Raw genomic sequence first — 13,130 nt, 5'->3', positions numbered from 1 at the left:
GGTTGCTTTCGGACCAATTTGAGCCCGTTTTTTCAAAAATCTTGCCGAAAGCTGCGATATCGACGCGAAGCGCATGAGACCGGCGTGAAGTTGGCGGACTCGGCCTTTCAACAAAGGGTTTCATGACTCTGTGAAGTGCAGTTGACAGAGTGCCGCGAAAGGGATCATCAACGGCGCCATTGCATTTTGAGACCCCTGAACTGAGAGCAAGCATCATGTCGCAAATGTCGGCCGGCGCCGTTATCGTCATCTCCAGTCATGTCGTCAGAGGTTCCGTCGGAAATCGCGCCGCGGTGTTTGCGTTGGAAACGCTCGGGCATCCGGTCTGGGCGCTGCCGACCGTCGTTCTGCCTTGGCATCCCGGCCATGGCCGTTCGACGCGATTGACCTTCAACGAGACGGATTTCGACCATGCGATCGACGATCTGATCGCCGCCCCCTGGCTTTCGGAGGTGAAGGCGGTTCTCTCCGGATATTTCGGCAATGCAGCGCAGGCGCTTTCCGTTGCAAAGCTGGTAGCGGCGCTGCGAGAGAAGAATCCCGATCTCATTTATGCCTGCGATCCTGTCATCGGCGATGCCGGCGGGCTCTATGTGCCGGAAGCGACGGCGGAAGCCATTCGCGATCATCTGATCCCGCTCGCATCACTGGCGACCCCTAACCGTTATGAGCTTGCCTGGCTTGCCGGTGCGCCGCTCGACGACAACAATGCCATTATGGAAGCGGCGCTTGCGCTCGGGCCGTCACGCATGCTGGTGACCTCGGCGGTGCCGATGATGTCCGGCGGTATCGGCAACCTCTATCTCAGCGGGCGAAATGCCTTGCTTGCCGAACACCGCAGCATCGAGAATGCCCCGAACGGGCTTGGCGATCTGCTCTCCGCTCTGTTCCTGTCGCACCTGCTGTCCGGCATCGACGAGGAAAGGGCGCTGCAGCTGACGACGGCGAGCGTCTATGAGGTGCTGGCGCGCGCCATCAAGCGCGGCAGCGACGAACTGACGCTGGCGGCGGATGCGGCGAGCCTGTCGACGCCGATGGCGATGGTGCAGCTCAGGCACCTCGTGCACCCGGCTCAACGGCGCAAGAAATAGCATCGTGATGCAACAGGAGCTTTTTGCAGCGCAATAGTTGCCATCCGCCTGACTGCGCTGTAATTCAATATCCATGCAAAGCTTTCCCGACACCCTTTTGAACGGCTATCGCAATTTCATGAGTGGGCGTTACGTCGACGAGCGCGAACGCTATCGCACGCTCGCCGAGCGCGGCCAGAATCCGTCGACCCTCGTGATTGCCTGTTGTGACTCCCGCTCGGCACCGGAGATCATCTTCGATGCCGGTCCGGGAGAGCTCTTCGTCATCCGCAACGTAGCCAATATGGTGCCGCCCTATGAGCCGGATGGGAATTTCCACTCGACCTCGGCGGCACTCGAATTTGCTGTCCTGTCGCTCAAGGTGGCCAATATCGTCGTCATGGGCCATGGCCGCTGCGGCGGCATTCGCGCCGCCCTCGATCCGAATGCCGAACCGCTGTCGCCTGGCGACTTTATCGGCCGCTGGATGGGCCTGCTGAAGCCGGCTGCCGAACAGATCCAGAGCAACGACATCATGACGCCGACCGAGCGGCAGACGGCGCTGGAGCGCATCTCGATCCGCAATTCGCTCGACAATCTGCGCAGCTTTCCGGAGATCAAGGCGCGGGAAGAAGAAGGCAAGCTGAACCTGCATGGCGCATGGTTCGATATTTCGACCGGGGAATTATGGGTGATGGACCCCGAAACCCGCGATTTCGTCCGGCCCGATGTCTAGAGCTGTTCCGCTTTTCTTCGAATAGCGAAAATGCTCTATCTTCCTGTTTCTTTGCGCATTCCGGACGGAAAACCGCTGCGCACTTTTCCTGGAAGTACTCTAAGATCTGAAGGCAGACCAAACAAAAAGGCGCCGCAGACCATATGGTCGCAGCGCCTTTTTTGTTTTGGTCCAGCTTATCTGCCGTCGATCTGCTGGCCGATATAGGCGATTGCCTGCTGATAGACCTTGGCGTCGTTCCAGCCGGCAATGGCGGAGAAATTCGGCTCACCCGGCTGATAGCCGGCGCCGGGTTGCCAGCCATGGCCACGCAGGAAGTTCGCCGTTGAGGCAAGCGCGTCCGCGCGCGATCCTACAAGGTCGACCCTGCCGTCGCCATCCTCGTCGACACCGAAGGCGACGACGTTTTTTCGGCATGAACTGCGTCTGGCCGATTTCGCCATGGGCGGCGCCACGGGCCGATGGGCTGAGGTAGCCTTCGCCGACGAGCTTCAGAGCGGAGTAGAGCTGTTCGGTGAAGAAGGCTGAGCGGCGGCAGTCATAGGAGAGAGTTGCTACGGCCGAAAGCGTGTGCTGATCGCCCATATAGCTGCCGAAGCCGGTTTCCATGCCCCAGATCGCGATGATCGGGCCTGGGGGCACGCCAAAACGCTTCTCGATCTTGGCAAACAGCGCGGCATTGGCCTGCTTCATGCTCTTGCCGCGATTGATGATCGTCTGGCCGCCGCGCTTCTTCATGAATTCCTCGAAGGAAAGCTTGAAGCTCTTCTGGCCGCGATCGGCGCGTATGGTAGGCTGGTTATAATGGACGTTGGCGAAAGCCCGGTCGAGGACGGACGGGCTGACGCCCTGCCCCTGCGCTTCGCGCTTGAATTCCTGCACCCAATTCTCGAAACCGGCGGAAGTGTTGCCGCAGGACGCGGCGTTGGCCGTCATCGGCATCGCCAGCAGCAACCCGCCCGCCACGAGAGCTGCCATTCCAGACTTTGTGATGCGCATTCAATTTCCCCGAATTCTTACCGCGCTGCGAACGCGGTAACCGTTTTTTTAAAGCACGCATAAACCCACCAATCTCTGGGTTTATGCGCTGTCTAGTCACCACTGGACCATGCCAGCATCCGGCCGTCCTGTCATTATCACATTTTAGCGATCAATGTTTTCGCTTCCCGTGAAACATTGCCGCCAGATGCATTTGCAAAAGCCCCGCCTTTCATCCGAAATGGCGAGGCTTCCATTCAATCCTGCTTAGCTAGCGAAGATTTATAAACCGTAAATTGGTTTACGAATTCTTATGCAGCCTGCTTGCGCGGCTTGATCAGGCCGCGATTGACAAGCAGTTCGGCGATCTGAATGGCGTTCAGCGCCGCACCCTTGCGCAGATTGTCGGAGACGACCCAGATGTTGAGGCCGTTTTCGACGGTCGCATCCTCGCGGATGCGGGAAATGTAGGTCGCATCCTCGCCGGCGGATTCGTAAGGCGTGATGTAGCCGCCGTTTTCATGCTTGTCGATGACAAGGCAGCCCGGTGCTTCGCGCAGGATGTCGCGGGCCTGATCGGCAGTGATCTCGTTTTCGAACTCGATATTGACCGATTCCGAATGACCGATGAAAACCGGCACGCGAACAGCGGTGCAGGTGACCTTGATCTTCGGGTCGAGCATCTTCTTGGTTTCAGCCAGTACCTTCCACTCTTCCTTGGTGTAGCCGTCTTCCATGAAGACGTCGATGTGCGGAATGACGTTGAAGGCGATGCGCTTGGTGAACTTCTTGTTCTCGATCGGGTCGGCGACGAAGACGGCGCGGGTCTGGTTGAACAGCTCGTCCATGCCATCCTTGCCGGCACCGGAAACGGACTGGTAGGTCGAGACGACGACGCGCTTGATCTTGGCGAAATCATGCAGCGGCTTCAGCGCGACGACGAGCTGCGCGGTCGAGCAATTCGGGTTGGCGATGATGTTGCGCTTGGTGAACTGCGTGATGGCATCCGGATTGACTTCCGGCACGATCAGCGGCACGTCGGCGTCGTAGCGCCAGGCAGAGGAGTTGTCGATGACGACACAGCCCTGGGCGCCGATCTTCGGCGAGAACTTCTTCGAAACGTCTCCGCCGGCCGACATCAGGCAAATGTCGGTGTTGGAGAAATCGTAGTTCTCCAGGTTGGAAACCTTCAGCGTCCGGTCGCCATAGGAAACCTCGGTTCCCTGCGAGCGGGCGGATGCGAGCGCCACGACTTCATCGGCCGGAAAGCCGCGTTCGGACAGGATGTTGAGCATTTCACGGCCGACATTCCCGGTCGCGCCCGCTACTGCTACTTTGAAACCCATTTCTCAAGCTCTCTTTCTCTTCTCTCCTCTTTGGCGAGGGGGGAACCGCGGCCATGACGACCGGTTCCTGTCCCCGACCGAGCCGGGGAGAGAGCGGCAGGCCAGAGACGTCAGACGGTTTTCGTCGTCGTTTTGGCCTTGGTTTTGGAAGAAACCGGAAAATAGACGTCCGGCCCGGCACATTCCGCCAGGTGACTGAAGCATTCGATCTGTTCGAAGCGAGCCATGGAAGTCTTCCTTTTCCGTCGCCGGTTCTAAGAGGTTTTCCACAGGAGTCAAGGATTTCCTCGTTTCCGCCGAGGCGGGAGCGAGGAAATCGAGATTATGGCATCCAGCTGCCGGCCAATCGCGCCCGGCAGCGGATGTCGCTGTGACTAGCGGTTTGACTTGCGGGTGGATTCGAACAGGAACCATGTGCGGCGTTCCGTCTCGTCCAGCCAGTTTTCGAGAAGGCTGGCGGTGGCGATATCGCCATATTCGTCGCAGACGTCGTGAACGGCGCGGATTTCGGCTGAAAGCTTGAGGTTGTTATCCGCCAGCTCGGCCAGCATGTCCTGCGGGTCGACATATTCGGCGTCGTTGTCCGGAATGCGCTGAAGCTTGGCGATCTGGCCGATCGACCGCAGCGTGGTGCCGCCAATCTTGCGGGCGCGTTCGGCCATGGGGTCGGTCATCGCGAAAATCTGATCGCCCTGCTCGTCCAGCAGCAGGTGATAGTCGCGGAAATGCGGCCCGCTCATGTGCCAATGGAAATTCTTGGTTTTCAGATAGAGTGCAAAGACATCCGCCAGCAGCGCAGTCAGCGCCGCGGAAATGTCGCGTGTCGCGTCTTCGCTGAGATTGGTGCGGGTACCCAGTTTCGATTTGGTATTGGCGGTATTCATAAAAACGTCCTCCGTTTGTTTTTCACGACAGCGATCGCCGGCGGATATTAGGGGAGTTCGATGACATCAGCTGTTGTGTTGGATCGCATTGAAGACGCGATCTGTTTTGAAATTTCGCGGACGAGATGTCGCGGCGCGGCACGGTCGACTGCGGTGCTATGCGGAAAACCCGAGCACACCTACTAAATAGGAAAATGGATTGGTTTGGCAATTGCTTGCTAACATAATGGCCAGGCGTGCGGTTGTGTCACGCCCGGCAAACCGCCCTCTTGTCGGAGGGCGGTATCGCGAAGGGTAGTTACTTCAGGCCGCCGCCGGCATAGATGGTTTCACCCGTCAGCCAGTGTGCATCCTGCGACGCCAGGAAGACGGCAATCGGTGCGATGTCCGTTGGTTGACCAATGCGGCCAAGCGGCGTCTGCGAGACGAGGTGCTTTTCGAAATCACTGCCAATGACGCCTGCCGCAACGACGCCCTCGGTCTCGACGCCGCCCGGTGCCAGGTTGTTGACCCGGATATTCCGCGATCCGAGTTCCTTTGCGAGGACCTGGGTGATCGAGCTTACGGCGGCCTTGGTCGCGGTGTAGACGGACGCGGTCGGCAGGTTCATGCTGACGGCGTTGGAGCCGATGTTGATGATGTTGCCGCCCTCCGGGCCGAAATGCTTGACGGCTTCGCGCGTGGTCAGCAGCGTGCCCAGCACGTTGATATTGAATTCACGATGGAATTCCTCCTCGGTGAACTCTTCTATCGGCGCGAATTGATAGACGCCGGCATTGTTGACGAGAATGTCGACGCCGCCGAAGGCCTGTTTCGTTTCTTCGAAGAGCCGCTTGACGTCTTCGGATTTTGAAACGTCGCCGTGGACTGCGAGCGCCTTGCCGCCCTTGGCGGTAATTTCCGCAACCACCTTGTCGGCACCCTCGCGGCTCGAGGCATAGTTGACCACGACGGCAGCACCTGCCTCGCCCATTGCCTTGGCGATGCCCGCACCGATGCCCTTGGATGCTCCGGTCACGATTGCGACCTTGCCTGTCAGTTTGCTCATGTCATCTTCCTCAGATAATTGTTAGACAATTTTATAATCATCAAACTGTTTGACGTGCGCGACCCGAAAACCGTCCGCTGCTGTCACTTTGATATTTAGATAATCATCTAATTGATACAAGAGCAGGAGGCGCGAATTGCAAAGACGAAATTTTCAAATTCTGGAAAGCTCCGCCATGTAGGCATTCAGAACGTCGCGGCACAGCACGAGATTTGCAAACTTGCCTTCGCGCTGGATCTCGATGAGACCGGCGTTTTCGAGTTCCTTGATATGGTGGGATATGGTTGCGGCGCTGACGGTGTGGCATTCGTTGAGAATGCTGCAGGGCATCGGCTCGGTCCGCTTGCCGATTTCTTTCAGGATCTGCACCCGGCGCGGCTCGGCGAGCGCCCGGGAAATCAATCCCAGCTGTCTTTCGCTCAAACGTATCGGGCCGGCATCCATGGTTTTCATCGCAGTGGAAACGAAATCGGGTTGACCGTTTTTGGCGGTCGGTATCCTGCCAGATATATGAATGACCGATGAGCTTGGCAACCTTTACGGCGGGGTTGTGGTGGGAGGTTGCCGTTCGACGGCCAAAGGAGTTCCTATGCCCGTCAAGCGCGCAGCTTTATTTTGTAGCGTAGCTGGGAGTTCTCGAGCGCGATAATCGTCGCCGGTCGAAGGCTTACTTGCTCTTCAAAAGCGGCCATTTCGGTGTCGGCCAGCCGGCGGCATTGATGCGGAAGAGCAGGCCGTAGCGGGTGTAGACGATTGCGGTCATGAAGGAAAACCATCCGCCGAGTGCAAGACCGGCCATGACATCGCTCGGATAATGCGCGCCGATCATGACGCGCGTGATCGCAAGCCAGAGGGCGCAGGCGGCAAAGATGTAGCGATAGCGCGGGAAGAGGAATGCAAGGGCGACGAAGAGGGCGCCGATGGTGGTGGCATGGCCCGATGGGAAGCTTTCGAAACTGGCCCGACCGTTGAAGGGCGAGAAGCCGAAGGGACCCCAATCGGCGAAATGCGTGGGTCGGGCGCGGCCGATGGTGCGTTTCAGCAGGTTGGCGAGAAGGCCGGAGAGCACGATGGTCGTCAGCAGATAGCCGCCGATCTGGCAGATGCGCAGCGCCTGGCAACGACAACGTTGTGAGTGAAGCAGCCTGCTGCCGGCCCAGCCTTCGAAGAACAGGAAGGCACTGATGATGATGATCCAGCCGGAATCGCCGAAATCGGTCAGCGCCCCGCCAAAGAAGCGAATGGAGGGCGATAGGGTTTTGAGCGTCGCGCCGACAGGCCAGTCGAACAGCAGGGCGGAGAGAAGAACGATATTAGCCGTCAGGAAAAGACAGATCTTCCAGTGAGATGGCGCAAGCCGCGCATCGCTTCGCCGCCAACGTCTGTCAAGAGACGTCAAGATCGCCTGCATATCTACCGTCCCTGTCGTCTAACTTCCAATCAAGTCGACAAGAACACCTAGCAGGCTCCTGTAACAGTATTTTTAAGGTCGTCGCCTATCGCTTCGTCGAGTCGGGATCTATGGATTCTTCGTTGCCGTCAAAGAAAAACCCCGCACTGCGCGAGCAGAGCGGGGTTGGTGTTTCACGTGAAATATAGCTGGCGATTTATGCCGAGAGAGCCTTGAATTCGGCCAGGATGGCGTCGCCCATTTCGGCCGTGCCGACCTGGCGGCTGCCTGCCGACATGATGTCGCCGGTGCGGATGCCACTGTCCAGCACGTTGGCAATCGCCTTTTCCAGCGCATCGGCTTCAGCAATCAGGTTGAAGGAGTAACGCAGGCACATGGCGAAGGAGGCGATCATGGCAATCGGGTTGGCGATGCCCTTGCCGGCGATATCTGGAGCCGAGCCGTGTACCGGCTCATAGAGCGCCTTGCGCTTGCCCGTCTTGGCGTTGGGGGCGCCGAGCGAAGCCGATGGCAGCATGCCGAGCGAGCCGGTCAGCATGGCGGCAACGTCGGACAGCATGTCGCCGAACAGGTTGTCGGTGACGATGACGTCGAACTGCTTCGGCTGGCGCACGAGCTGCATGCCGCCGGCATCGGCGAGCATGTGCTCGAGCTGCACGTCGGAATATTTTTCCTTGTGCGTCGCGGTGACGACCTGATTCCAGAGCACGCCTGACTTCATGACGTTGCGCTTTTCCATCGAGCAGACGCGGTTGTTGCGGGTACGCGCCAGTTCGAAGGCGACGCCGGCAATGCGCTCGATCTCGTAGGTGTCATAGATCTGGGTGTCGATGCCGCGCTTCTGGCCGTTGCCGAAATCGATGATTTCCTTCGGCTCGCCGAAATAGACGCCGCCGGTGAGCTCGCGGATGATGAGGATATCGAGGCCGTCGACCAGTTCCGGCTTCAGCGAGGAAGCGGATGCCAGTGCCGGATAGCAGATGGCCGGGCGCAGGTTTGCAAACAGCTGGAGATCCTTGCGCAGGCGCAGCAGGCCGGCTTCCGGACGCACTTCGTAAGGCACGTCATCCCACTTCGGACCGCCGACGGCGCCGAAGAGAACGGCGTCAGCCGCCATTGCCTTTTCCATGTCGGCATCGGAGATCGCCGCGCCATGCGCGTCATAGGCGCTCCCGCCGACAAGGCCCTCGTCGGTGACGAAACCGGCATTCTTGGCCTCGTTCATGTAAGCGATGATCTTGCGAACTTCGCCCATGGCCTCGGGGCCAATGCCGTCACCCGGCAGAAGGAAGAGATTGCGCACTGTCATGGGGAAGCCTCCGCAAAAGAAAAAGTTGCGGGGTTTTTAGACCCGCAAATGCGGCTTTTCAAGCGAGGAAGCGGCCGAAACGGTACGGTTTTCGGGCTTTTGAGTATAACCCACCACCCCTCGCCCTTCGAGACGGCCCTTTGGGCCTCCTCAGGGTGAGGGGTGGGTCTTTTGCTCGATCATGGGCCTCCCTGATCCTTCGACAAGCTCAGGATGAGGGCGGAGCGAGCTGCTAGCCGGGCGAGAGAACTAGCCCTCATGGTTAGGAGGCCCGAAGGGTCGTCTCGAACCACGAGGGCGGGTGATTACCTCAACCGGCTCTCCCCAATGATCAGTTACTCAGCCAACCCGAGCGAAGCCAGATAAGCAGCCGATGCCGGGATCTTCGACTTGTCCTTGATCTCGATGATCAGCCGCGGATTGCTGTCGAGCTTGGCAAGGGCGGCGAAGACGGCGCGCCAGTGAATATTGCCTTCGCCGAGGCTCCAGTGGCGGTCGGCATAGCCATCGGCATCCTGCAGGTGGACATGCTGCAGACGGTTGCCGGCGGCGTGGACATAGTAATCGACCGGCGGAGCGCCTGTGTAACCATGGGCATAATGGGCATGGCCGGTGTCGATCGACACGGCGACGGCGGGCGAGTTGAAGCTGTTTGCAAGACCGACGCGGATATGGGGATCCTTGTCCTCGATGTTCTCGATGACCATGGTCAGCCCGATGTCTTCGGCGCGCTTCACGGCATCCTTGAGCGTCAGATGCGTGTATTCGATGATCTTTTCGCGCTCGCCCTTGTTGTTGTCGAGGTTGTTGTAGGACCAGGACGTATAAGGGCTATGGACGACCATCTGTGTGGCGCCGATATTGGCGCAGACGTCGAGCGCCTGCAGCAGGCGCTTGGAAACGACAGCGCGGACATCCGGGTCCTGCGAGGCGATGACGAAGCCCCAGAACGGGCCGTGAATGCCGAGGCGGCCCTGATGGCCATCGAGCAGCTTGCGGGCGCGCTCGGCCAGCGGCTGCCAGTCGCCGTTCAAAACTTCGGCTTCGACGAAGCTCTGCAGTTCCAGATCGCGCGGCTTTTCGAGCAGCCAGTTGCGATGGGTTTCGACGTCGTCAAGCGTCATGGCGGCGCCGACAATAGGAAGGGATGTCATGGATGGGCTCCATTGCGTGGAGAGGAATTAAGACGGGAGGAGAGGCCGCAATGGCCTCGGCAGGCTTATATGGACCCCCTTCTTGTCGATCATATTACAACACGCAGAAAAGGAGGGCCTTTCCAAATGCTTAAAACAAAAAGCCGGGCTGTTAAGCCCGGCTTTGAAACGTGACAGTTATGATGAAACCGATCAGGCGGCCCAAGGGCGCGACGCGGCGTTCGACTTTTCGTAAGTGTCGATCGCGGAGGATTTCTCCAGCGTCAGGCCGATATCGTCGAGGCCGTTCAGCAGGCAATGGCGCTTGAATTCGTCGAGTTCGAACTTGAGCGAACCGCCGTCCGGGCCGGTGATTTCGAGGTTTTCCAGATCGATCGTCAGGATAGCGTTGGAGCCGCGCGAGGCGTCGTCCATCAGCTTGTCGAGATCTTCCTGGCTGACCTTGATCGGCAGGATGCCGTTCTTGAAGCAGTTGTTGTAGAAGATGTCGGCGAAGCTTGTGGATATGACGCAGCGGATGCCGAAGTCGAGGAGCGCCCAAGGCGCGTGCTCGCGCGAGGAACCACAGCCGAAATTGTCGCCGGCGACGAGGATCTTGGCATTCTGATAGGCCGGCTTGTTCAGCACGAAATCCTGGTTCAGCGAACCATCTTCATGGTAGCGGGCTTCAGCAAACAGGCCCTTGCCGAGACCGGTGCGCTTGATGGTCTTCAAATAATCCTTCGGGATGATCATGTCGGTATCGACATTGACGACCGGGAGGGGTGCCGCGACACCGGTCAACTTCACGAACTTGTCCATGGGGTCCTGCCTTCATTCTCGTCTAAAGCACGAATTATCCTGCCAATAGAGCAAATCCGGCCCGAAATGAAGGAGAATCTTGGAAATGCTCTAAAACGCGGATCTTTGGTCGCAGCCTGCCCATCAGACATAGGTCCAGATCGAGGCAAATGCGTTCGGCAGCCTGCAAACAGGCTGCCGCTGCCCTGTATTCGACGTCAGAGATCGATGATCGTGCCGCGACCGTCGTTCCAGATGCGCATTTCGCGCTGGCTGTTCGTCTTGGCGCGCACCGGTGCCGGCTTCATGCGAAGCGAAATCGCACGGGCTGCCATAAGCACAGTGAGGATACCACCGACGGCAAGCGTCAGCGAAACGGTAAACAGCGCCATGGCTGCAAACACGGTGATACCGGCAAGCGCGATGAACAGGGAACGGATATTCTGCATGGTCGAGACCTCTCTACTTACAGCAATGTGGGCCTGTTCCTTTTCATCTGCAAGAGGAGCGTGGCTTTTTGTTGACTTGCCTGGAGATTAAAAGCGCGGCAAAACGGCGCTATGAGCCAATCCTCCTCTTCCCGCCCCGCCCGCCTGCGCCGCTCGGTCTTAAGCGTCCCCGCCATCAACCGCCGCGCTTTGGAAAAGCTTGCCAGCCTCGATTGCGATGCTGTTATCTTCGATCTCGAAGATTCGGTTTCGCCGGAAAAGAAGGCCGAGGCGCGGGAGAATTTGCGGGCGTTCTTCGCCTCGTCTCCGCTATCGGCCAAGGAGCGGATCATCCGCATCAATGCGCTTTCCTCCAATTTCGGCGCCGAGGATCTGGCGCTGGTCGTGGAGCTGGAGCCGGATGCGGTGTTGCTGCCCAAGGTGGATGAGCCGCAGGACGTGATGCTCGTGGGTGACAGGCTCGCGGAAGCCGATGCGCCGGAAAACCTGCGCATCTGGGCGATGATCGAGACCCCGCGCGGCATCCTGAATGCCGCTTCGATCGCCGAGGCCGGACGCACCGCGGGCAGCAGGCTCGATTGCTTCGTCGTCGGGCTCAACGATCTCAGAAAGGAAACGGGCGTGCTGCCGCAGTCGGGCCGCGCCTATCTTGTGCCCTGGCTGATGCAGGTGGTGTTGGCCGTCAGTGCCTATGGGCTTGAGGCCATCGACAGCGTTTTCAACGATTTCAAGGATATGGACACGCTCGATGCGGAATGCGCCCAGGGTATCGCCATGGGCTTTTCTGGCAAGATGCTGATTCATCCGAGCCAGATCGAGGCCGCCAATCGGCATTTTGGTCCGGATGAAGCGGCTGTTGCCGAGGCTGAGGCGATCATATCAGCCTTTGCCGAACCGGGTGCCGCCGATCTCAATGTCGTGAACCTCGGCGGCCGATGGTGGAACGGCTGCATCTTGTCCAGGCGGAAAGACTCGTCCATAAAGTTCGCCTGATCGAGCAGCGCCATCGCCCTTCGACAAGCTCAGGGTGAGGGCTTATATTTACGAAAGACGCTTTGATGAAACTCTACCGCTTCCTCACCGGCCCCGATGATGCTTCTTTCTGCCACAAGGTATCGGCAGCGCTGAACAAGGGCTGGGAGCTCTCGGGCTCGCCGACCTATGCCTTCAATGCCGGGAACGGCCGGATGGAATGCGGCCAGGCCGTCGTCAAGGAAGTCGCCGGCAAGGATTACGATCCGGAGATGAAGCTTTCCGAGCAGTAAGAGGACGTAATTCCTCATCGAAGGCTTGATGTTTTTCCCTGACCGTCCTGCGGTCGGGGCCGATACTACCGATCCGTCGCTTCCTCGGCGCTCGCCTCGATGCGTTCCATGTCCTCGTCGCTCAGGCCGAAATGATGACCGATCTCGTGGATCAGGACATGGGTGATGATATCGCCGAGGGTTTCCTCGTTTTCAGCCCAGTAATCGATGATCGGCCGGCGGTAGAGGCGGATCTTGTTCGGCATTTCGCCGGTCTGGGCGGTGAAGCGCTCCGATATGCCGCGGCCCTCGAAAAGGCCGAGCAGGTCGAAGGGCGTTTCCAGCGCCATATCCTCGAAGACATCGTCATCGGGAAAATCTTCGATGAGGATGATGAGGTTGCCGGTGAGCGAGCGGAATTCGTCCGGCAAGTGGCTGTAAGCCTCCATAGCCAGAGATTCAAATGTGCTGATTGAGGGCGCGTGGCGGTCCCGCCAATCCTCGCTCTGGTCAATGCGAGCCATGAATGCTTCCTTCCTTAGCTGGTCATATAGAGACTTTGCGCAGCTTTTACGAGAGCGGATTGGGGCATGATGCCGAAAAGTCTTTGAGCGGCTTTCGGACGGCACCATGGTCTACCTGTTTGATTTTAGGGCGGATTCAGATTTCAGGTTGAATAGACTCCAATCATTCGGCTCTGTGCACAGGAATATTTTCTTAT

At 58.6% G+C, this 13,130-nt stretch carries 13 protein-coding genes and 2 pseudogenes; 4 read left to right on the top strand and 11 right to left on the bottom strand.

Annotated elements, in window-relative coordinates:
- Positions 1-215 precede the first annotated feature (215 nt).
- Both pdxY and BSK43_RS03465 read left to right on the top strand, forming a co-directional pair.
- Complete coding sequence (pdxY, locus tag BSK43_RS03470; RefSeq protein WP_136686702.1) at positions 216-1,091, top strand: pyridoxal kinase PdxY; 876 nt, start codon at positions 216-218, stop codon at positions 1,089-1,091.
- Positions 1,092-1,164: 73 nt separating this feature from the next.
- On the top strand, positions 1,165-1,806 hold the full coding sequence (locus BSK43_RS03465) for a carbonic anhydrase (RefSeq protein ID WP_077470434.1): 642 nt from the start codon (positions 1,165-1,167) through the stop codon (positions 1,804-1,806).
- A 176-nt stretch (positions 1,807-1,982) separates the two neighbouring features.
- On the opposite strand, the pseudogene BSK43_RS03460 reads toward BSK43_RS03465, so the two are convergent.
- From BSK43_RS03460 to BSK43_RS03415, 10 genes and pseudogenes are all read right to left on the bottom strand, one after another.
- Positions 1,983-2,805 (bottom strand): annotated as a pseudogene (locus BSK43_RS03460) (lytic murein transglycosylase).
- 290 nt (positions 2,806-3,095) lie between these two features.
- The gene (locus tag BSK43_RS03455) at positions 3,096-4,130 is read right to left on the bottom strand and encodes an aspartate-semialdehyde dehydrogenase (protein ID WP_068390314.1); all 1,035 of its coding nucleotides are present in this window, start codon (positions 4,128-4,130) and stop codon (positions 3,096-3,098) included.
- 374 nt (positions 4,131-4,504) lie between these two features.
- On the bottom strand, positions 4,505-5,014 hold the full coding sequence (locus BSK43_RS03450; protein ID WP_068390311.1) for a DNA starvation/stationary phase protection protein: 510 nt from the start codon (positions 5,012-5,014) through the stop codon (positions 4,505-4,507).
- 298 nt (positions 5,015-5,312) lie between these two features.
- Positions 5,313-6,062, bottom strand: a complete 750-nt coding sequence (locus tag BSK43_RS03445) for a glucose 1-dehydrogenase (RefSeq protein ID WP_077470436.1) — start codon at positions 6,060-6,062, stop codon at positions 5,313-5,315.
- Between the two features lie 153 nt (positions 6,063-6,215).
- Positions 6,216-6,485, bottom strand: a complete 270-nt coding sequence (locus tag BSK43_RS03440; RefSeq protein ID WP_246662485.1) for a helix-turn-helix domain-containing protein — start codon at positions 6,483-6,485, stop codon at positions 6,216-6,218.
- A gap of 244 nt (positions 6,486-6,729) precedes the next feature.
- On the bottom strand, positions 6,730-7,473 hold the full coding sequence (gene lpxE / locus BSK43_RS03435) for a lipid A 1-phosphatase LpxE (RefSeq protein WP_077470438.1): 744 nt from the start codon (positions 7,471-7,473) through the stop codon (positions 6,730-6,732).
- Positions 7,474-7,669: 196 nt separating this feature from the next.
- A complete protein-coding gene (leuB, locus tag BSK43_RS03430) occupies positions 7,670-8,782 on the bottom strand; it encodes a 3-isopropylmalate dehydrogenase (protein WP_077470439.1) in 1,113 nt (370 codons plus the stop codon).
- 335 nt (positions 8,783-9,117) lie between these two features.
- Positions 9,118-9,936 (bottom strand): sugar phosphate isomerase/epimerase family protein, encoded by an 819-nt coding sequence (locus tag BSK43_RS03425; RefSeq protein WP_077470440.1) that lies wholly within the window; start codon positions 9,934-9,936, stop codon positions 9,118-9,120.
- A 192-nt stretch (positions 9,937-10,128) separates the two neighbouring features.
- Positions 10,129-10,737, bottom strand: a complete 609-nt coding sequence (gene leuD / locus BSK43_RS03420; RefSeq protein WP_068390293.1) for a 3-isopropylmalate dehydratase small subunit — start codon at positions 10,735-10,737, stop codon at positions 10,129-10,131.
- 197 nt (positions 10,738-10,934) lie between these two features.
- A complete protein-coding gene (locus BSK43_RS03415) occupies positions 10,935-11,165 on the bottom strand; it encodes a hypothetical protein (protein ID WP_037195680.1) in 231 nt (76 codons plus the stop codon).
- 111 nt (positions 11,166-11,276) lie between these two features.
- Between BSK43_RS03415 and BSK43_RS03410 the strand changes: the two are divergent.
- Together BSK43_RS03410 and BSK43_RS03405 are read left to right on the top strand one after the other, a co-directional pair.
- Positions 11,277-12,196, top strand: a pseudogene (locus tag BSK43_RS03410) (CoA ester lyase).
- A gap of 27 nt (positions 12,197-12,223) precedes the next feature.
- Positions 12,224-12,430, top strand: coding sequence for a DUF1737 domain-containing protein (locus BSK43_RS03405; protein ID WP_077470441.1), 207 nt, complete (start codon positions 12,224-12,226; stop codon positions 12,428-12,430).
- A gap of 65 nt (positions 12,431-12,495) precedes the next feature.
- Here the strand turns inward: BSK43_RS03405 and BSK43_RS03400 are convergent, their stop codons facing one another.
- Positions 12,496-12,933 (bottom strand): metallopeptidase family protein, encoded by a 438-nt coding sequence (locus BSK43_RS03400; protein ID WP_034481264.1) that lies wholly within the window; start codon positions 12,931-12,933, stop codon positions 12,496-12,498.
- Positions 12,934-13,130 lie beyond the last annotated feature (197 nt).

Source organism: Rhizobium sp. P44RR-XXIV, from assembly GCF_001999485.2.
Lineage (GTDB): Bacteria > Pseudomonadota > Alphaproteobacteria > Rhizobiales > Rhizobiaceae > Rhizobium.
Note: the sequence above shows the minus strand (reverse complement) of the source record. Positions and strands in the feature narration are given on the sequence as shown.

Excerpts from the sequence above, each read along its gene's own strand:
- leuB (WP_077470439.1), bottom strand. The coding sequence starts at position 8,782 with ATGACAGTGCGCAATCTCTTCCTTCTGCCGGGTGACGGCATTGGCCCC.
- BSK43_RS03450 (WP_068390311.1), bottom strand. The coding sequence starts at position 5,014 with ATGAATACCGCCAATACCAAATCGAAACTGGGTACCCGCACCAATCTC.
- BSK43_RS03425 (WP_077470440.1), bottom strand. The coding sequence starts at position 9,936 with ATGACATCCCTTCCTATTGTCGGCGCCGCCATGACGCTTGACGACGTC.
- BSK43_RS03455 (WP_068390314.1), bottom strand. The coding sequence starts at position 4,130 with ATGGGTTTCAAAGTAGCAGTAGCGGGCGCGACCGGGAATGTCGGCCGT.
- BSK43_RS03445 (WP_077470436.1), bottom strand. The coding sequence starts at position 6,062 with ATGAGCAAACTGACAGGCAAGGTCGCAATCGTGACCGGAGCATCCAAG.
- BSK43_RS03465 (WP_077470434.1), top strand. The coding sequence starts at position 1,165 with ATGCAAAGCTTTCCCGACACCCTTTTGAACGGCTATCGCAATTTCATG.
- lpxE (WP_077470438.1), bottom strand. The coding sequence starts at position 7,473 with ATGCAGGCGATCTTGACGTCTCTTGACAGACGTTGGCGGCGAAGCGAT.
- leuD (WP_068390293.1), bottom strand. The coding sequence starts at position 10,737 with ATGGACAAGTTCGTGAAGTTGACCGGTGTCGCGGCACCCCTCCCGGTC.
- BSK43_RS03400 (WP_034481264.1), bottom strand. The coding sequence starts at position 12,933 with ATGGCTCGCATTGACCAGAGCGAGGATTGGCGGGACCGCCACGCGCCC.
- BSK43_RS03405 (WP_077470441.1), top strand. The coding sequence starts at position 12,224 with ATGAAACTCTACCGCTTCCTCACCGGCCCCGATGATGCTTCTTTCTGC.
- pdxY (WP_136686702.1), top strand. The coding sequence starts at position 216 with ATGTCGCAAATGTCGGCCGGCGCCGTTATCGTCATCTCCAGTCATGTC.
- BSK43_RS03415 (WP_037195680.1), bottom strand. The coding sequence starts at position 11,165 with ATGCAGAATATCCGTTCCCTGTTCATCGCGCTTGCCGGTATCACCGTG.